The organism is Streptomyces sp. FIT100 (assembly GCF_024584805.1).
Taxonomy (GTDB): Bacteria; Actinomycetota; Actinomycetes; order Streptomycetales; family Streptomycetaceae; genus Streptomyces.
This window is the reverse complement of record NZ_CP075715.1, coordinates 7390967-7409494: the sequence shown is the minus strand read 5'-3', so window position 1 is coordinate 7409494 and position 18528 is coordinate 7390967. Positions and strand designations below refer to the sequence as shown.

The 18528-nt window shown below is 72.6% G+C and carries 18 protein-coding genes and 1 pseudogene; 9 read left to right on the top strand and 10 right to left on the bottom strand.

Annotation, left to right across the window (positions count from 1 at the left end; genetic code table 11):
* Positions 1–242: 242 nt before the first annotated feature.
* Positions 243–470 (top strand): annotated as a pseudogene (locus tag KK483_RS33090) (sarcosine oxidase subunit beta); the annotation flags it as partial.
* Positions 471–492: 22 nt separating this feature from the next.
* Here the strand turns inward: KK483_RS33090 and KK483_RS33085 are convergent.
* The 3 genes from KK483_RS33085 to KK483_RS33075 all read right to left on the bottom strand — a co-directional run bounded on the left by KK483_RS33085 (position 493) and on the right by KK483_RS33075 (position 3601).
* Complete coding sequence (locus KK483_RS33085; RefSeq protein ID WP_262008893.1) at positions 493–1332, bottom strand: pyridoxamine 5'-phosphate oxidase family protein; 840 nt, start codon at positions 1330–1332, stop codon at positions 493–495.
* A gap of 5 nt (positions 1333–1337) precedes the next feature.
* Entirely contained in the window at positions 1338–2429 is a 1092-nt protein-coding gene (locus tag KK483_RS33080) for a zinc-dependent alcohol dehydrogenase family protein (protein WP_262008891.1), read from the bottom strand.
* 281 nt (positions 2430–2710) lie between these two features.
* Positions 2711–3601, bottom strand: coding sequence for a potassium channel family protein (locus KK483_RS33075; protein WP_262008890.1), 891 nt, complete (start codon positions 3599–3601; stop codon positions 2711–2713).
* Positions 3602–3845: 244 nt separating this feature from the next.
* Here KK483_RS33075 and KK483_RS33070 point away from each other — a divergent pair, with 244 nt between their 5' ends.
* Positions 3846–4355 carry a hypothetical protein gene (locus KK483_RS33070; RefSeq protein WP_262008889.1) on the top strand — a complete coding sequence of 170 codons (510 nt, stop codon included), beginning with the start codon at positions 3846–3848 and terminating at the stop codon, positions 4353–4355.
* Between the two features lie 148 nt (positions 4356–4503).
* Positions 4504–5952 (top strand): flotillin family protein, encoded by a 1449-nt coding sequence (locus KK483_RS33065; RefSeq protein WP_262008888.1) that lies wholly within the window; start codon positions 4504–4506, stop codon positions 5950–5952.
* Between the two features lie 222 nt (positions 5953–6174).
* Here the strand turns inward: KK483_RS33065 and KK483_RS33060 are convergent, their stop codons facing one another.
* Entirely contained in the window at positions 6175–6621 is a 447-nt protein-coding gene (locus KK483_RS33060) for a cupin domain-containing protein (protein ID WP_262008887.1), read from the bottom strand.
* 296 nt (positions 6622–6917) lie between these two features.
* Between KK483_RS33060 and KK483_RS33055 the strand changes: the two genes are divergently transcribed.
* The 4 genes from KK483_RS33055 (at position 6918) to KK483_RS33040 (ending at position 9388) form a co-directional block, all read left to right on the top strand.
* On the top strand, positions 6918–7655 hold the full coding sequence (locus tag KK483_RS33055; RefSeq protein ID WP_262008886.1) for an SDR family oxidoreductase: 738 nt from the start codon (positions 6918–6920) through the stop codon (positions 7653–7655).
* 110 nt (positions 7656–7765) lie between these two features.
* Entirely contained in the window at positions 7766–8365 is a 600-nt protein-coding gene (locus KK483_RS33050; protein ID WP_262008885.1) for a molybdopterin-dependent oxidoreductase, read from the top strand.
* Complete coding sequence (locus tag KK483_RS33045; protein ID WP_262008884.1) at positions 8335–9090, top strand: ferredoxin reductase; 756 nt, start codon at positions 8335–8337, stop codon at positions 9088–9090. The genes KK483_RS33050 and KK483_RS33045 overlap by 31 nt, the downstream gene beginning before the upstream one ends.
* Before the next feature lies 1 nt (position 9091).
* Positions 9092–9388, top strand: a complete 297-nt coding sequence (locus KK483_RS33040) for a DUF6510 family protein (RefSeq protein ID WP_262008883.1) — start codon at positions 9092–9094, stop codon at positions 9386–9388.
* Positions 9389–9469: 81 nt separating this feature from the next.
* Here KK483_RS33040 and nhaA read toward each other — a convergent pair whose 3' ends face one another.
* The gene (gene nhaA / locus KK483_RS33035; RefSeq protein ID WP_399015653.1) at positions 9470–11356 is read right to left on the bottom strand and encodes a Na+/H+ antiporter NhaA; all 1887 of its coding nucleotides are present in this window, start codon (positions 11354–11356) and stop codon (positions 9470–9472) included.
* 168 nt (positions 11357–11524) lie between these two features.
* Here nhaA and KK483_RS33030 point away from each other — a divergent pair, with 168 nt between their 5' ends.
* Positions 11525–12505: an alpha/beta hydrolase gene (locus tag KK483_RS33030; RefSeq protein ID WP_262008882.1), complete on the top strand. Its 981-nt coding sequence runs from the start codon at positions 11525–11527 to the stop codon at positions 12503–12505.
* 66 nt (positions 12506–12571) lie between these two features.
* On the opposite strand, the gene KK483_RS33025 is transcribed toward KK483_RS33030, so the two are convergent.
* From KK483_RS33025 to KK483_RS33005, 5 genes are all read right to left on the bottom strand, one after another.
* Positions 12572–13810 carry a cation:proton antiporter gene (locus tag KK483_RS33025; RefSeq protein ID WP_262008881.1) on the bottom strand — a complete coding sequence of 413 codons (1239 nt, stop codon included), beginning with the start codon at positions 13808–13810 and terminating at the stop codon, positions 12572–12574.
* Positions 13811–13814: 4 nt separating this feature from the next.
* Positions 13815–14285, bottom strand: a complete 471-nt coding sequence (locus tag KK483_RS33020) for a cation:proton antiporter regulatory subunit (RefSeq protein WP_262008880.1) — start codon at positions 14283–14285, stop codon at positions 13815–13817.
* Between the two features lie 248 nt (positions 14286–14533).
* A complete protein-coding gene (locus tag KK483_RS33015) occupies positions 14534–16561 on the bottom strand; it encodes a beta-N-acetylglucosaminidase domain-containing protein (RefSeq protein ID WP_262008879.1) in 2028 nt (675 codons plus the stop codon).
* Positions 16562–16739: 178 nt separating this feature from the next.
* A complete protein-coding gene (locus KK483_RS33010) occupies positions 16740–17555 on the bottom strand; it encodes a GNAT family N-acetyltransferase (protein ID WP_262008878.1) in 816 nt (271 codons plus the stop codon).
* A 287-nt stretch (positions 17556–17842) separates the two neighbouring features.
* Entirely contained in the window at positions 17843–17986 is a 144-nt protein-coding gene (locus KK483_RS33005; RefSeq protein WP_262008877.1) for a hypothetical protein, read from the bottom strand.
* A gap of 45 nt (positions 17987–18031) precedes the next feature.
* Between KK483_RS33005 and KK483_RS33000 the strand changes: the two genes are divergently transcribed.
* Positions 18032–18463 (top strand): CGNR zinc finger domain-containing protein, encoded by a 432-nt coding sequence (locus KK483_RS33000; protein ID WP_262009796.1) that lies wholly within the window; start codon positions 18032–18034, stop codon positions 18461–18463.
* Positions 18464–18528 lie beyond the last annotated feature (65 nt).

Here is an 18528-nt window from a genome sequence, read left to right as displayed (position 1 = left end):
ACCGCAGATGTACTGCGAAGTTGTACAGCCAAGTTGAGCAGCCGCAGGTGAACGCGTTGAAAAGCGCCCGCCAGCAGGGGGTATCGCACCGCGGTCAGGGACCTGTGCGGCGGCCTTCCCGCGGCGGCGCCCCGGCACATCCCGCCCGCCCGGTCGCGCGCGACGCGGGCATGCTCCCTCAGCGCTTGCGACGGGGAGGTGCGCCGGCACCGTGTTGCCGGAGGCGTCCACGTACGGCCGCAGTGCGAGGATCCTCCGCCTCGCGTCCGACGCACGCACCGGACGCCGCGCGCGGGCCGTGCGAGCGCGACACCCCTGCCGCGGGCACGTCCGGCAAACCGATCGGCGGGCTCCGCGCGCAGTTCTCCGATCCGCTCAACATCCGCCTCGGGCAGCGCAGTCTGCGCGCGTGGCACGACTTCGCCGCCCGGCCCGGCGCGGACGTGGGCCTGCGGACCGTCGGCTGTCTTCGAGGCGGCCGCGGCGACGGCGCTACGGGTCGGACACGCCCCGGGCCGTGTCCTCCGCGCTTCCGCACGGGCCGTGGCCGGCCTGGGGGTTCACGATCCTGCGGCCGGTGACACGGGTCGGTGTGATCGCCAGCCATAGCCGGCGCTCACCGCCGGCCCAGGGCAGTGTGGGCGCCTCCGCTTCCAGCCTGCCGACGGCATCGGGGTCGGTGACCGCACGACCCGGCCCCACGGCGAGCACACTCCACCCCCGGCGGAAGGCATCGTCGATGTGGTCGACCTCGAAGGCCACTTCGGCCCCGTCGGCGGCGGCCGCGGCGCTGCCGGGCGCCGTGCGGAAGGCGATGTCCCCTCCGGATACCAGGTAGTTGACCGGGACGACGGCCGGGCCGTCCGGCGTGAACACGGCCACGCGGCCGACGCCGTGCGTGGACAGCAGCTCGCGGCACTCCGCATCATCGAGTTCGAGCAGCTCGGCGTTGCGCGACGCGCTGCTCCTGCCCGGCGGCTGCTCGGCGGCACCGCCGGTGAGCTCCGCGACCGTGGTCTCCAGCGCGTCGGCGATCCGCAGGACGACACCGATGCCCGGGGCCGCCGACCGCTCCTCGACGTACTCGATGTAGGTGGCCGCGGCGCCGCTGCGCTCGGCGAGCTGCTCGCGGGTCAGCCCGAGCTCCTGGCGGCGGGCGGCGACGCGCCGCCCCAGGTCCGTGCACTGGCCGTGTGCCGTGCCCGCACCCGCTCCGCCACCGGATCCGCCACCCGCGCCGCCACCGGATCCGGCAGCCGCGCCGCCACCGGATCCGGCAGCCGCTCCGGCTCCGGTGCCGCCACCCGGCTGCCCGGATTCTGCCTTCCGCATGGCCCTCACACCCTCGGTGGAGACAGCGGCTCCGCCGGCCGGTCGACAGTGTCGTGCCGGGGACCGCCGAGCACCACCTTGAGCGCACCGGTGTCGGCGGCGCGCGAGAAGACGTCGTACGCCTCCTCCATCTGCCCCAGTTCGAAGCGGTGGGTGACCAGCCCGGAGGCGGGGAGCCTGCCCGCCGCCATCATCCTCAGCAGCAGCGGCGTGGAGTGCGTGTCGACCAGCCCGGTCGTGATCGTCACGTCCTTGATCCACAGGTCTTCGAGGTGCAGCGCCGCGGGCTTGCCGTGGACGCCGACGTTCGCGACCCGGCCGCCCGGCCGCACCATGCGGGTGCACATCTCGAACGCCTCGGGTACGCCCACCGCCTCCACGACGACATCGGCGCCCAGTCCGTCGGTCAGGTCCTCGACCAGCCGTTCCGGCTCCTCCTCGGCGCTGACCGTCGCGTCGGCGCCGACGGCCCGCGCCGCGGTCAGGCGGGAGGCGGCCAGGTCCACGGCGATGATCCGCCCGGGGGTGTACAGCCGGGCCGTGGCGATCACGGCCAGCCCGATCGGGCCCGCGCCGACCACGACGAGGGTGTCGCCCGGGCGGACGTGGCCGTTCACCACGCCGACCTCGTAGGCGGTGGGGAAGATGTCGGCCAGCAGGACGGCGTCGTCGTTGTCGACCTGGCTGGGCAGCGGGTGCACGGACAGGTCGGCGAAGGGCACGCGGACGTACTCGGCCTGGGTCCCGTCGACCAGGTGGCCCAGGATCCAGCCGCCGCCTCCCCGGCACTGCCCGTACCGGTTCTCGCGGCAGAAGCGGCAGCGCCCGCACGCGGCGATGCACGACACCAGCACCCGGTCGCCGGGACGGACGGTGCGCACGTCCCCGCCGGTCTCCATCACCTCGCCGACGGCCTCGTGCCCGAGGACGGTCCCCGGCGCCACGTCGGGCACATCGCCCTTGATGATGTGCAGGTCCGTGCCGCAGATGGTGACCGCGTCGACGCGGACGATCACGTCCGCCGCGTCCTTGATGCCCGGGTCGGGTACGTCCTGCCAGGACGTCTGCCCCGGTCCCTGGAAGACGAGTGCCTTCATGCCGGCGTCCTTCCCTTGTGCACGGTGTCCCCGGCCGTCCGCCCCCGGTCACGGCCAGCGTGTCCCGGCGGACGTCCCGAGCGCTTGGGCCGGACGGCCCTCCGCCGGGCCCCGTCGGCCCATCCGGCACGGGCGCACCGCATCCGGGCGGGAGACCGCCTGCGGTGCGCCCGTGGACTCTTCCAGGGTCTCGCCGCCCGGCGCCGCCGCAACCGCGTCCCCCGGCGGCCACCGCCGACCGCAGCCCGCGCCCGACCGCAGCCCGGCCACCGGCGCGCGGCTCAGCTCCCGCCTCTGCCGTGATCCTCCGCGTAGGCACGGCAGACGTCCCGCACCGTGCCACCGCTGTGCAGAAAGCGCTGGTCGAGGATGGCGGCGAGGTCGGCGAGAGCGGTGGTGAGCAGCGCGGCGGCGAGCCGTACGTCGGCGTGCCGGGCTCCGTCGCCCCGGTCGGCGAGGTCGGCGAGGTCGGCGAGGTCGGCGACGTACCGGACCCGCGCGGCCAGGGAGGTGCGGTCCTCGCCCTCGTGGAAGTAGTAGGACTCGGGGTACTGGAGGAAGTCGACCGAAATGCGGGCCACTTCCGCGGCGAGGCTCTCCAGGACGCCGGCCCCCGGTGCCGAGTCCGGCTGGAGCGGCGACGGGTCGTTGCGCTGGAGCTGCGACAGCCGCAGGGCGAGCGCCCGTCTGCGGGTGAGCGCGGGGTAGATCTCCAGGACCCAGGAGACGGTGGCGGTCAGCAGGGCGAAGCCCACGAGGGCTTCCAGCGGCGCGACGATCCTGAGCCATGGCTCGACGGGGGCGATGTCGCCCAGTCCGAGGGTGGCCACGGTGACCAGCGAGATGTACAGCGCGTCGACGAGCCCGCTGTGCTCGGCGGGCTCCAGGCCGGCGGCGAACGAGAAGCCCTCCGGCAGGTGCGGCCAGTAGATCAGCGCCCATCCCACCACCACCGTGCCCGCCCACATCGCGACCACCGTGACCATGGCGAGCGGACCCGCGAGTCCCGCCGCCCGCCGGCGGAGCGGAAGCCACTGCGACAGTTTCCACAGCGCCGTCATGACGTGCCGGCTGAGCCCGCCGCGACGGGTGGGATGCCACAGCGTATGGAAGACATCCCGCAGCGCGAGCATGACCAGCCCCGCTCCGGCCAAGGTGACCAGCCATTCCATACGCGACTCCCGAAGCACGGCGTACGAGATGCCCAGGATGCACGGCGGCCCGCCGCGTCCCGGGCAGGCCACGCCTCGGCGGTCGGCGGGGGCGTGTGCGGCAGGTCGGCGGGGGCGTGTGCGGCATCAAGAAGTCGTCAAGACTGCCGGAACACGGCAATGAAACTTTCCCCCGCCCGGTGGAAGGATCCGTGAAGGGCGAGGGCGACCGGCGGTCGACCGATGGTTTCGGGGGAGGCACGGCGTGGGCTTGTTTCTGGGTCTCGGCATTGCGGGAGTGGTGCTGCTCGCACTCGCGCTGGTTCTCGACGGAGTGCTGGAAGGTCTCCTCGACGGTGTCCTGGACGGGGTCTTCGACGGATGGCTGTCGCTCCCAGTGATGGCCGGGTTCGTCTCGATGTTCGGCTTCAGCGGCGCGATCGTGCTGGGCGCGACCGGCCTGGGGGCCGGCGCCGCCACCGCCGCCGGAGTGGTCGCCGGGATCGCGGCGGGCTGGCTGACGTGGAGGTTCAGCCGTGCCCTGATGCGCGATCAGGCCGCCGACACGCCCCGCGGTGAGGATCTCGTCGGCACCGCGGGATCCGTCGTGACGGCCATCCCGGCCGACGGGTACGGCGAGGTGCTGCTGCGCCTGGCCGGGCAGCCGGTGAAGTTCGCCGCGAAGGCCGCCGGGCCTGTCCAGCGGGGTGCGGAGGTGTGGGTGGAGGCCGCGCTGTCGCCCACCTCGGTCCGTGTCCGTCCCGTCGAGCGCTGACCGCGCCCGTAGTTCCACGAGTTGGTTCGTTCCGTTCCGTTCGTTCCGTTCCGTTCGTTCCGTTCCGTTCGTTCCGTTCCGTTCCGTTCAGTTCAGTTCAGTCCACGAGATCTGCCGTCCCCCGGGGAGGCAGGGGGGAGGATTCGTCATGAGTCCAGTTGTCACCGCGGTGGTGGGAGTCGTCGTACTCCTCGTCCTGCTGGCCCTGGTGGTCGTCACCCGGTACAAGGTCGCCGGTCCCAGCGAGGCGTTCATCGTCACCGGCCGCCGCGGCAAGAGGTCCACCGATCCGGAGACCGGCCGGGTGTTCACGGACAACAGCGGCCAGAAGGTCGTGGTCGGCGGCGGTGTCTTCGTCGTCCCGTTCGTGCAGCAGAAGTTCACCCTCGACCTGTCCAGCCGGCACATCCCGGTCGCGGTGCGCGGCGCGGTCACCCTGCGCGGTGTGAAGGCGAACCTGGAGGGCGTGGCGATCGTCAAGGTCGGCGGCACCGAGGACTCGATCCGGGCCGCCGCCCAGCGGTTCCTGATGCAGCAGGCCGGCATCGTCGGCTTCACGCAGGAGGTGCTGTCGGGCGCGCTGCGGTCCATCGTCGGCCGTATGTCCGTGGAGGACATCATCCGGGACCGGGCCGCGTTCGCCGGACAGGTCGCCGAGGAGGCCGAGGCCAGCCTCTCGGGGCAGGGCCTGGTGCTCGACGCCTTCCAGATCCAGGACATCACCACCGAGGGCTCGTATCTGGAGGACCTCGGCCGGCCCGAGGCCGCCCGCGCCAGGCAGGAGGCGGACATCGCGGAGGCGGTGGCGCGCCGCGCCGCCGAGCAGGCCCGGCTGAAGGCCGAGGAGGAGATCGCGGTCGCCCAGAGGACCCTGTACCTGAAGCAGGCCGAGATCAAGGCCCAGACGGACGAGGCCGCGGCGCAGGCCAACGCGGCGGGTCCGCTCGCCGAGGCCGCCCGCCAGCAGGAGGTCCTCGCCGAGCAGGAGAAGGTGGCCCAACGGCAGGCGGCGCTGACCGACCGTCAGCTCGACACCCAGGTCCGCAAGCCGGCCGACGCGGCCCGCTACCAGGCCGAGCAGGAGGCCGAGGCGCACCGTATCGCCCTGGTGAAGGAGGCGGAGGCGGCCTCGGAGCGCGCACGGCTGACCGGTGAGGGCGAGAAGCTCCACCGGGCGGCGCTGGCCGAGGCCGTGCGCATCGAAGGAGACGCCGATGCCGCGGCGATCGCGGCGAAGGGGACGGCGGAGGCCGAAGCGATGCGGAAGAAGGCCGACGCCTTCGCGCAGTACGGCGACGCGGCCGTCCTCCAGATGCTCGTCGAGGTGCTCCCGCAGGTCGTCGCCAAGGCGGCCGAACCGCTCAGCGCCGTGGACAGACTGACCGTCATCTCCACCGACGGGGCGAGCAAGCTGTCCCGTACGGTCACGGACAACGTCGCCCAGGGGATGGAACTCCTCGGCGCGACCACGGGTGTTGACCTCGCCCAGCTGCTCAAGGGCATCACCGCCCGAGGCGGCGGCAACGCGGCGCCGGTGGCCGAGCCGCCCCTGGCCGAGCCGCCCGTGGCCAACGGAAAGATCGAGATCACCGAATAGCGAGAGGCCGCCGGTCAAGCCTCCTCACGCACAAGGGTGCGGGGTCCCCTGCCCCGCACCCCCCGCGCGCGCCCCGGGGGCGGTCACACCCGGATGCCGTCGCAACCCCGGCAGCGGCAGCTCACGGCACGCACGGCTCAGCACGACGGCACGTCAGGGCTCAGGACGACGGCACAGGACGGCTCGGCACGGCACGGCTCGGTGCCGAAAGCGGCTCGACGGCTACGACGGCCGGGGGGCTCGCCTGTCCTTGCGCTGCTCCAGTTCCTCATCGTCGACGAGGACGAGCATGGGCTTGCCCGGTTCGCACATCATCGTGACGACGAACCGGCTCGGGATGTCCGTGCGGTTGTTGCCGTCCTGGTAGTGGATCACGTCGCCCCCCGGCTCCCAGAACGCCTCCCCCGCCCGGACGACCCGCTCGGGCTCCCCCTCCAGTTCGAACAGCATCTCGCCCTCCAGCACATAGCCGAAGGCCGGTCCGGAGTGCCGGTGCGGAGGTGTGCCGGGATCTCCGGGGGGAAACTCGACGACCAGGGTCATGACCTCCGCGCCCTCGGGCACATGGGGCGGTTTGGCCTCCTGGATCACGGTGACCGCCGTCTTCCATGCCTCGGACCGCGGTCCCTGGCCCTCCGGGGGGGGCGCCACGGGTTCGCTGTTCGCCATCACGCCACCTCCGGCCTTGGCGTCGGCACGGAGATCGACGGCACGGGCAGGTACGCCAACGCCAACGAGCGTACGCCGCCTGTGTGCAGGTCCGCAGGTCAGCCGTCCCGGCCGGCCGCGCACAGGAGCCGGTGCACCGGCAGCGCACCAGCGGGCACACAAGCGGGCACACCGGCAGGCGCACCGACAGACGGAATGCCGGTTCCGCGCGGTTCATCCCTTGTGCGGCGTACGGTGGTCGCAGGTGGCCGTGACCGGCTCTTCCCTGAACCAGAACTCGACGAAGGGTGCGTGCCATGAAGTTCACAGTCCTGGGCGGAAGCGGCCTGGTCGGCTCGCAGGTGGTCGAACGGCTGAGAGCGGCCGGCCACGAGGTCGTACCCGCTTCGCTCTCCAGCGGGGTCGACGTGCTCAGCGGCAAGGGCCTGGACCAGGCTCTCGCGGGCACCGACGTGGTGATCAACCTGACGAACTCCCCCACGTTCGACGAGGCGTCCATCGGCTTCTTCGAGACGTCGATGAGGAACATCGGGGCCGCGGCGGAGGCGGCCGGGGTCCGGCACTCCGTGATCCTCTCGATCGTCGGCGTGGAGAAGGTGCCACGGCTCGACTACTACCTGGCCAAGGTCGCCCAGGAGAACGCCCTCAAGAACGGGTCGGTGCCGTACTCGATCGTGCATGCCACGCAGTTCTACGAGTTCGTGCAGGGGATCATGTCGATGACGACCGATGGTGACACGGTCCGGCTGCCGTCCACTCCCGTGCAGCCCATCGCCGCCGCCGACGTCGCCGCGGCGGTCGCCGGGACCGCCTCCGAGGCGCCCCTGCAGGGCACCCGCAGCATCGCGGGCCCCGATGTCTTCACCCTCGACGAACTGGGCCGGATCACTCTGACCGCCCGCCCCGACGGCCGCAGCGTGGTCACCGACGAGGAGGCGGGCATGTTCGCCGTGGTCCCCGGGGACGTGCTGACCGCGCCGGAGGACGCCTACATCGCCCCGACGCACTACAGGGACTGGCTCCAGCAGTCGTAGCCGCGGCGGCCGTGCCGGACACCGCCGCCACGCCCTTGTCCGGCACGCTGTTCGATGTACATGACACACTCAAGTGGCCCGATCGCCCACACCGTGGTCATGCTGGATATGTGCCCATTGTCTCGCGTGGATTCCACGGTCGACGGCCCACCGACGACCGGAAGCTGCCGCCCGGCCAGTTCGAGACGTTCGACTTCCCGGTGCTGTCGGCCGGCCCCACCCCGCGCGTGGCGCAGGAGGACTGGGAACTCGACGTCACCACCGAGGACGGTGCCCGGCACAGCTGGGACTGGGCGGCGTTCACGGCGCTGCCCATGGAGACGCCCACGGTCGACCTGCACTGTGTGACCAGATGGTCGAAGTTCGGCACGGAGTGGCAGGGCGTCTCCCTGGACGTGCTGCTGGGGGACGTGGAGACGGCCGCGGAGTTCGCCCTCGTCCACGCCTACGGCGGGTACACCACCAATCTGCCGCTGGAGGACCTCCTCGACGGACAGGCGTGGATCGTGCACCGCTACGACGGCGAGGACCTCGCTCCCGAACACGGCGGCCCGGCGCGGCTCCTCGTCCCGCACCTGTACCTGTGGAAGTCCGCGAAGTGGGTGCGCAGGATCGAGCTCCGCCTGGACGACGAACCGGGGTTCTGGGAGAGCGCCGGCTATCACGACTACGGAGACCCATGGCGAGAACAGCGCTATCAGGGCGACTAGGCGACCGTCCGCGCTGGCGGACCGGCGAGGTCGTGGACCGGCACGCGGAGTCGGCGACCGCGACGACGCTGGTACTGCATGTGCCGGAGTGGCCGGGGCATTTGGCGGGCCAGCACATCGACGTCCGGCTGACGGCGGAGGACGGGTACCGCGCACATCGCAGCTACTCCGTGGCCTCCGCACCGGACGGCGAGCGCGTGGAGCTGACCGTGCAGCGCGTGCCCGGCGGCGAGGTGTCGCCGTACCTCGTGGACGAGCTCCTGACGGGGGACTTCGTGGAGATCCGCGGGCCCGTCGGCGGCTGGTTCGTCTGGCGGCCCGAACAGGGGGAGCCGGTCCTGCTGGTGGCAGGCGGCTCCGGGCTCGCGCCGCTGATGTCCATGATCCGAACGCGGGACGCGGCGGGCAGCCGCGTGCCCTTCAGGCTGCTGTACTCCGTACGCGACCCCGAGGCCCGTCTGTACGCGACCGAACTGCGCAAGGGCTCACCGGGCTTGGACACCGCCTACGTCTACACGCGTACGGCGCCCGAGAACTGGCCGCGCCCGCCGGGCCGGCTGACAGCCGAGGATCTGGTGCGCAACGGATGGCCCCCTGACTTCGCTCCGGCCTGCTACGTCTGCGGACCCACCGGCTTCGTCGAGCGGGCCGCCGCCGCCCTGGTGCTCCTCGGCCACCCTCCCGAGCGCATCAGGACGGAGCGTTTCGGCCCCAGTGGAGGATGAGATGACGATTCCGGCAGACGGCTCCCCCGCCGAGTACGCGTACATGGACGGCAACGCGCTGGCGGGGCCGCTCTCCGAGGTGTTCGCGGTCGACGTGACCACCGCGACCAGCCGCTGTGCGCACTGCGGCCGCACGGAACCCGTGGCCGCGCTGCGAGTGTACGCGCACGCCCCCGGCCTGGTGGCACGCTGCGAGGGGTGCGACGAGGTGGTGCTGCGCATGGTCCGTGGCACGCAGACGCTCTGGCTCGACCTGCGGGGCGCCGTGGCGCTCGCGTTTCCCATGGACGGCGCGTGAGCGGAGCACGGACTTCCCATGGACGGCGCGTGAGCGGAGCACGGACGCGCGTGCCCGCATCGTGCCGCTCGTGCACCCGCATCAGCCCATCACGACCGCACGGGCCCGAGCCTCCCGCACCGCGGCCTTGAGCCCGGCGATGTCGTAGGCACCGTGGTGCCTGCGGCCGTTGACGAAGAACGTCGGTGTCCCCGACACCCCGCTGAGGTCCGCCGACTCGACGTCCTCCGCCACCCGCGCCGCGCCCCGGTGCGCGGCCAGGTCACGTCGGAACCGTTCGGTGTCCAGGCCCAGTTCCGCCGCGTACCGCAGGAGATCGGGGGCGAGCAGCGCGCCCTGGTGGTCGAGCAGCAGGTCGTGCATCTCCCAGAAGCGCTGCTGCCCGGCCGCCGCCTCGGCAGCCTCCGCGGCCAGCTGGGCGTGCGGGTGCACGTCGTTGAGCGGCAGATGGCGCCAGACGTAGCGGACGTCCCCGACGTCCCTGAGCAGCTCCCGGATCACCGGCTCGGCCCGACCGCAGTACGGACACTCGAAATCGGCGTACTCGACGACCGTGACCGGGGCGTCGCTCGGGCCGCGCACATGGTCGCGCTCGGGGTCGACGGGCACCGCGAGGTCGACCATGGCCTCGGCGCGGCCGAGCAGGGCCCGCAGACGCGGCCGCTTGGGCAGGAGCGAGAGGAGCCGGGTCAGCAGCAGGCCGAGCGCGAACGAGCAGAGAACGGCGCTGAGCACCCCGACCTTCGCGTCGGCCAGCTGGGTGCCGTCGAAGGCGAGGTCGGCGATGAGCAGCGACACCGTGAAGGCGGCGCCCGCGAGGGAGCCACCGACCGCGACCGCGCCCCAGCCGGCCGGGGGCCGCAGCCGCCCTCCGCTCAGCAGCGTCGTCAGCGACGAGGCGCCCAGGATTCCCAGGGGCTTGCCGAGGACGAGGGCGAGCAGGACGCCGAGGGTGATGGGCGAGGTGAACGCCCGGGAGAGCTGCTCGCCGCTGAGCTCGATACCGGCGTTGGCGAGCGCGAAGAGCGGCGCGACGACGAAGCTGGTCCACAGGTGGTACTGCTGCCGCAGACGTTCGTTGGGGGAGATCGCGGAGGCCAGCCCGCGTCGCAGGGAGCGTTCGAGATCCGGGGTGGGCTGCTCCCGGAAGAAGCGGAACAGGTCGCTCGCCCGCTCGAGTTCGCTGCGCGCCGCGGGATGTGCACTGGTGAGCAGCCCCATGGCGAGCCCGGTGACGACCGGGTCGATTCCCGACTCCAGCAACGCGAGCCAGAGCACCACCCCGAGCAGCGCGTACACCGCCCCGCAGCGCAGTCCGGCCGCACGCGCCACCAGGACCAGGGCGAACACCGCGGCCGCCCAGAGCAGGGCCGCCATCGAGAGGGGACCGCTGTAGACGCCGGCGACGACGGCGAGGGCCACGAAGTCGTCGACGACGGAGAGGGTCAGGATGAACACGCGCAGGCCCGGCGGCATCCGGTTGCCGATGAGGGCGAGCATGCCGAGCGCGAACGCGGTGTCCGTGGACATGGCCGCCCCCCAGCCGCGCGCCGACGGCTCCCCCGCGTTGACGGCCAGGTAGACGCCGACGGGCACGAGCATGCCGCTGAGACCGGCCAGCAGCGGCAGGGTCACGCGCTTGCGCTCACGGAGCTCACCCATGTCGAACTCACGGCGCGCCTCCAGTCCGACCACGAAGAAGAACACCGCCATCAGGCCGCTGTTGACCCACTCCCGCAGCCCGAGGCCGACCCCGTACCGCCCGACCCGCACGGACAGCTCCGTGTGCCACAGCGCCTCGTAGGCCGCGGGTGCCGCGTTCGCCCAGGCGAGGGCGGCGAGGGCCGCGGCCATGAGCACCACGGCGCTGCCGGTCTCCGTACGCAGGAAGTCCCGCAGCGGTGACCGTGAGTCGCTGCTCCAAGCGGTCAGACCGGAGAAGCCCTGGGGCGTCGCGCCTTCGCTCACCCCGCCATCGTCGTGGGTCCCGCCCGACTCGGCCTCCCGACGGCCCTGCGCCGCGGTCACGGGCCGGGGATCGACGGATGCGATCACCACCCGTGCGAGTGACCCTGGTGGCATATGGCGCCTACATCTGCTCGGTCAGCAACCGTCCGAGATTCCAAGGAGATCGTCATGACCACCCAGTCCGCCGGCAGCCTCGTCCTGGAACCCGCCTCCCAGCAGATCTCCGAGGCGTCGTCGAAACCGCCGTTCCTCTACCAGCTGGGCCCCGAGAAGGCCCGCAAGGTGCTCGACGACATCCAGGCCGCGCCGATCGACAAGCTCTCCGTCGACTCGGAGTGGATGACGGTCCCCGCCGACGTCGGTGACGTCCGCGTCCGCATCGTCCGGCCGCAGAACGCCACCGGGCCGCTTCCGGTCGTGCTGTACATGCACGGCGGGGGCTGGGTTCTCGGCAACGCCGACACCCACGACCGGCTGGTGCGCGAACTGGCGGACGGAGCGCGGGCCGCGGTGGTGTTCGTCGAGTACGCCCGCTCGCCCGAAGCGCACTATCCGGTGGCGATCGAGCAGGGCTACGCGACCGCCCAGTGGGTCATGCACGAGGGCGCCGCCCACGGCCTCGACCCGGACCGTATGGCGGTGGCGGGCGACTCGGTGGGCGGGAACATGGCGACCGCGCTGGCGCTGATGGCCAAGGAGCGCGGAGACGTCCGCTTCGTCCAGCAGTCGCTGTTCTACCCGGTCACCAACGCGGACATGGACACCAAGTCCTACTCCGACTTCGCCACGGGCTATTTCCTCACGGCCAAGGCCATGGAGTGGTTCTGGGACGCCTACGCCCCCGACCGCACGCAGCGCAGCGAGATCACCGCCTCCCCCCTGAAGGCCGGACTCGACCAGCTCGCCGGCCTGCCGCCCGCCTTCGTCATCGTCGACGAGGCCGACGTCCTGCGCGACGAGGGCGAGGCGTACGCGGCCAAGCTCCGCGCCGCGGGAGTCGACGTCACCACGGTCCGCTACGACGGCATCACGCACGACTTCATGATGCTCAACCCGCTGAGCGACACCCACGCCACGCGCGCGGCCGTCGCCCAGGCCATCACCGTGCTCAGCGACGCCCTGGGCACGAACGGGCACCACCCGGCCTGAGCGCCGGACCCCGGAACCCGGGACCGGAGGCCGGGGGCCCCGGGGAGTGCGGGACCCCGGGCGCCTTCAGTGGCCGCGGCTCCCCGCCAACGGGTCCGTGGCCCGGTCCACCCGCTCCCTCACCTCGGGCACCGCGGCCGAGGTCCGGCCGCGGTGCCGGGTGAGGCGGGCGGCGAGCGGCTCGGTCCAGCGGGCGGTGAGCGAGCCGATGACGACGAGGATGAGTACGTACGCGGTGGCCAGCGGGCCCATCGCGGGCTCGATGCCGGCGGTGACGGCCAGGCCGGCGATGACGATGGAGAACTCGCCGCGCGCGACGAGCGTGCCGCCGGCGCGCCAGCGGCCCTTGACGCCCACGCCGGCCCGCTTCGCGGCCCAGTAGCCGGTCGCCACCTTCGTGCACGCCGTGACCACGGCCAGGGCCAGCGCGGGCAGGAGCACGGGCGGGATGCTGGCGGGATCGGTGTGCAGGCCGAAGAAGACGAAGAAGACGGCCGCGAACAGGTCCCGCAACGGGCTGAGCAGGGCGTGGGCGCCCTCGGCGACCTCCCCGGACAGGGCGATGCCGACCAGGAAGGCGCCGACCGCCGCGGAGACCTGGAGCTGCTGGGCGATGCCGGCCACGAGCAGTGTCAGGCCGAGCACGACCAGCAGCAGTTTCTCGGGGTCGTCGCTGGAGACGAAGCGGGAGATGACCCTGCCGTAGCGGACGGCGACGAACAGCACCGCCCCGGCCACACCGAGCGCGATCGTCAGGGTGACGCTGCCTGCGGCCAGGCTCACCCCGGCCAGCAGGGCCGTGACGATCGGCAGGTAGACGGCCATGGCCAGGTCCTCGAGGACCAGGATGCTGAGGATCACGGGGGTTTCGCGGTTGCCGAGCCGTCCCAGGTCCCCCATCACCTTGGCGATGACGCCGGACGACGAGATCCAGGTGACCCCGGCGAGGACGACCGCCGCCACCGGCCCCCAGCCGAGCAGCAGCGCCGCGAGGGCACCGGGCACGGCGTTGAGGGTGAAGTCGACGAGTCCGGCCGGGTACTGGGTCCTGAGGTTGGAGACGAGGTCGCTGGCGGTGTACTCCAGACCGAGCATCAGCAGGAGCAGGATGACGCCGATCTCGGCACCGATGGCGACGAACTCCTCGCTCGCGCCGAGCGGGAGGAGTCCGCCCTTGCCGAAGGCGAGTCCGGCCAGCAGGTAGAGCGGTATCGGGGAGAACCGGAAGCGGCCCGCGACACGGCCGAGCAGACCGAGTCCGAGGATGATCGCGCCGAACTCGATGAGGAAGAGCGCCGAGTGCACGCGGTCACTCCCGTCCGAGTATCGCGGCGGCCGCCTCGACGCCCTCGCGGGTGCCGATGACGATCATGGTGTCCCCGCCGGCGAGCCGGAAGTCGGGCGCCGGCGAGGGGATCGCTCCGGCCCTGCGCAGCACGGCCACGATGGACGCGCCGGTCTCGGTCCGCATCCGCGTCTCGCCCAGCACCCGGCCGTTCCAGTGCGAGTGGGCGGAGAGCTCGATCCGCTCGGCGACCAGTCCGAGGTCGGTGGTGTGCAGCAGGGTCGGGCTGTGGTGGTCCGGCGTCAGCGCGTCGATGAGCGACGTCGCCTCCCCCGCCGTCAGATGCAGCGAGTGGGCGCAGGCGTCGGGGTCGTCGGCCCGGTAGACGTTCACCGTCCGGGTGCCGTCCCGGTGTGCGATCACCGACAGATGGCGGTGTTCGCGCGTGGTGAGGTCGTACTGGACACCTATGCCTGGCAGCGGCGTGGTGCTCATCCGTGCAGCGGGCACTTCCTGCCCATCCCTTCGTCTTCCGGTGTGCTGGGTGCCGCGCTGCGGGACACGGGCGTGACGCTGCGGGGCGGGAAGACACATGCTGCCATCCCGTCCCGAGGGCGGACCATGGGTGTCGGCACGGATGGACAGCCGGTGCGTGCGCACCCTGACCCGCCGTCCGGGGCCTGTACGGCCCGCGCCCGGGGCGCCGTCGGCGACGCCCCGGGCGCGGAAGGCCGGTTGTGGCCCTACCGGGCGAAGTCCCCGCCCGCGAGCCGGGCTTCGGCCTGCGTGAGGAAGGCGTCGAGGACGCCGTCGCCGACCTTGGGCTGGGCCTCGCCCCAGGTGTTGCGGGCCGGTGCGGTGCGGATCGCCCTGGCCCGGTCCTGAAGCCCGCGGGACTCGGCCGCCAGCCTGCCGGCGCGCTCCTCGTCACCGGCGTTCCCGGCGGCGAGCGCGTCGAGCATCTTCACCGTCGCCTCGCCCCACAGCGCGGTGGCGTCGAGCCAGTCGTCCGCGTCGGTGACGAATCCCTGCTGCACCGCGCCGCCGCGGATGACGGCCGGCGCCTGCTGGATGCCCCGTGCGTAGCCCCGCAGCTCCCTGACCGCGCGGTCGCGGTCGCCGCCGTCCCAGTCGGCCCAGAACTCCTGGACGCGGGCGGTGAGTCGGGGGGCCTGGTTCTGCCAGGGCGTGGACCCGAAGGTGGGGGCGAGGTGCTGGAGGTCGCCGAAGACGAGCAGGGCTTCGGTGGCCGCGCGGTCGCCCCCGGCGAGGTAGGACATCGCCCCGTGCCAGTTCGTGGCGGCCTGGTAGGCGTGGTCGTTCCAGGCGAAGGCGGCGGCGCCGAAGACGGCGACCTTGCTCGCGTAGGGCTGGTTCATCGGGTTGGCGACGATGCCGCTGAGGTGTCCGGAGAGGCCGGCCTCTCGCTTGTCGTACGGGGCGAGCAGCAGCCGTCCGCTGGTGTTGAAGTAGTCGTTGACCGGATAGTTGTCCCAGACGAAGACCTTGCGGCCGAAGAGCGCGGACGCCGCCTCGGCCTGTGCGCCGGTGATGCTGGGCGGTACGACGTCCGTACCGGTCCACATCATCACCACGGCGGGGTCGAGCGTGGCCCGGATGGCCTGCTTGTAGGCGGTGTCGGTCAGGTCGCCGTACTCGGTGGGAACGGTCTGCAGGGGCTGCGCGCCCTCGTGACCGGCGATGAAGTTCCGCTGGATGTCGTTGAGCAGGTCGACCTGGGCCGCGGCAGCGGCGGCCCGTCCGGGGGCGCCGTACGCCGCCTGGTCGCCGTCGCAGTTCCAGCGGGTGTAGCTGATGTCGTCGAGCGGTAGGGAGAACGCGCGCGTGCCCAGGTCGTACAGGGCCTGGAGCTTGGCCTTGAGGGCGTCGCGGTCGGCGGGGTCCGAGTAGCAGATGGACTCGCCGGGAGAGACCGCGAAGGTGAAGCGGACGTGGTTGGCGGCCGCGCGGCCGACCAGTTCGCCGAGCTGCTTGAGCTTGTCGGCCGGGTAGGGCTCCCGCCACTTGCCGCGGTGGTACGGGTCGTCCTTGGGCGCGTAGATGTAGGTGTTGGCCTTCACGTCGCCGTAGAAGTCCATCTGGTCCAGGCGTTCCTGGTGGGTCCAGGGCTGGCCGTAGAACCCCTCGATGGTGCCGCGCAGCGGCATGGCGGGGTGGTCGGCGGCCCGGACACCGGCCACGGACCAGCGGTGGCCCCCGGCGGGGCGGAGGAGCTGGCGCAGGGTCTGGACGGCGTAGAACTGCCCGGCGGTGTCGTGGCCGCCCAGGGCTATCACGTCCGCCGCCTGCCGCTGCGACCGGGCGCTCAGCGCGTAGCCCTCGGCGCGCTCGGGGGCGCGGGTGCCGTCCAGTGCCTCGGCGATGTCGGACCGGGAGGCGGGGCCGAGGAGCACGGTGAGGCTTCCGTCGCCCGGCCCATGGGGGGCCGCCGTCGCCTGGCGAGGTGTGGCGGTGGCGATGCTCGTCACCCCGTGCGCCCTGAGGATCTCGCGCAGCCGGGCCTCGGCCGCCGGGTCCGTGCGGGCGTCGGTGACGAGGACGGCCCTGCGGGTGAGGGGGACGTCGGCACCGGCCCGGGTGAGCGACTGGGGCGTGGGGTGGACAGCGGGCAGTGCGGAGCCGGCGGGCTCGGCCGCGAGATCTCGGGGCGACGAGGAGTCGGGGGTGGGGGGCGAAGCGCTCAGCACGAGAGCGGCTGCGGTGATCGCGGCTGCGAGTGGGGCGCCCCACGCGATCCTGCTAGTTCTCACGGTGTCTCCAATGTTCACACTGGGGTGATCGACCAGAACGCAAGAAGCCGACGGGGGGTCTAAACCACTCGACCGCCCCGCGAGTCTCGCAGCCGTATGCGGGCAGGTCAACGGCGACCACCGGACGAATTCCCGCAAGGACCTTTCGTTAACGGGAGGTTGGCGCCGGCCGACGCGATCAGGCGGAGTGCGGCGCGAGACAGGCCGCCGCCGACACCACGGACGGCACGACGGACGGCACGACGGACGCCGGCACGGCAGGCATCGGCAGGGAAGGCATCGGCACCGTCGTCGCGGGCAGCTCGATGAGGCGGCCGTCCGCGGTCCGTTCCGGAACGGCGAGCGACGCGGCCGCGGCGATGCGCAGCTCGATGACGTCGCGCACAGCGGGCCACTCGTCGTCCAGGATCGAGTAGAACGCCGTGCTGCGGACGGCGCCGTCCAGCCCGCGCGAGTGCGCCCGGCGGACGCCTTCGCAGGTGGCGCCGAGCCGCTCGATGGCGGCGCGCGAGCGCAGGTTGCGGACGTCGGCGCGGAAGGAGATCCGGCGCACGCCCCAGGTCTCGAAGGCGTGGCGCAGCATCAGCAGCTTCGCCTCGGTGTTCACCCCGGTTCCCTGGGCGCGCCGCGCGAGCCAGGTGTTGCCGATCTCAGCGGCGTCGGGCACGGCCACGGCGGGATCGCCGTACGGGACGCCCGGCACACAGGGCCACACCAGCGGCCCCTGCCAGTAGTCCAGCTCCAGGAAGCGGGTCGAACCCAGCACCCTGCCGTCCGCGACGGCGACCACCGCGAAGGGCAGCGCCCGGCCCGCGGCCTGCTCGGCGAGGGCGGATTCGACATAGCTCCTGGCCGCTTCCGGACCGTGGGGAACGAGGGTGAACGCGGCGGTCGCGCGGTCCTCGGCCCCGGCCTCGGCCAGGGCCTCCGCGTGGTGCATGCCGAGCGGCTCAAGGCGCGTCCTGCGGCCGGTGAGAACGACGGGTGCGGGCAAGGGACTTCGGTCCTTCGGTCCTTCGTGAATCGGAGTGCTGCCCGCCACCGCGCACCGGCGCGTCGGCGGTGCTACAGGATGCTTCGAAGCGCGGCTCGAAGAGGAACAAGAAGACAAACGAAAGTAGTCAATCAGGCGAAATGAGGTGTCTGGTCGGGACTCACGCCGGCCCTGCCGCGGAGCGCCGCTTCCGGGCGGCGGTCCACGGGCCCGACCAGCGGCTTTCCGTGTTCGCGGCGCTCGGCGGGCCAACGCAGCGCCGGGGCAGCGGGACCGCGGGACCGCGCTCAGCGGGAGCCGGCCTCTCCCGCCTCGTCCGCCTGGTCGGCGCCGTCGGCGTCGTCGGCGTCGTCGGCGTCGTCGGCGTCGTCGGCGTCGTCGGCGTCGTCGGCGTCGTCGGCCGCCAGGTCGCGGTCGACGCCGTGCGCCACGGCCCTCTGCCCGGGTTCCGGTAGAAGACCTCCAGTCCGTTGACGGTGGCCCGGGCCTGGCAGCAGGCACACGGCGGCAGCGGCACCGCGGAGGAGCGCCGCCACCTGGTGCAGGCCCGCGACGCCCTGCAGGGCGTGATCCGCGGCAGCCTGCCGGCCACATCGCTCACCGCTCTCGTCGAGGGCGTCACCTCGCACCCGCAGGTCTCCCCCGAGGGGGTGTCCTGGAGGCTCGACGCACCCGAAGAGCGCCGGATGGCAGTGGAGGCGGTGCTGGCCTGGAGCAGGCTGCTGGAGACCATGCCCGGCCGGCTTCGGGCGTGCGCCAATCCGGAGTGCCGGCTCTTCCTCCTCGACCGCAGCAAGGGCAACAAGGCCCGGTGGTGCTCGATGGCCCTCTGCGGCAACCGGATGAAGGCCAGACGCCACTACCAGCGCAGCCGCGACGGCGCCGCCGAACAGCCCCCGGCCGACTGAGCGCCGACGCGCCAGTACCGGACGAAGAACTAATATCGACCGCAGCACAGGCTGCCCCCGGCCGC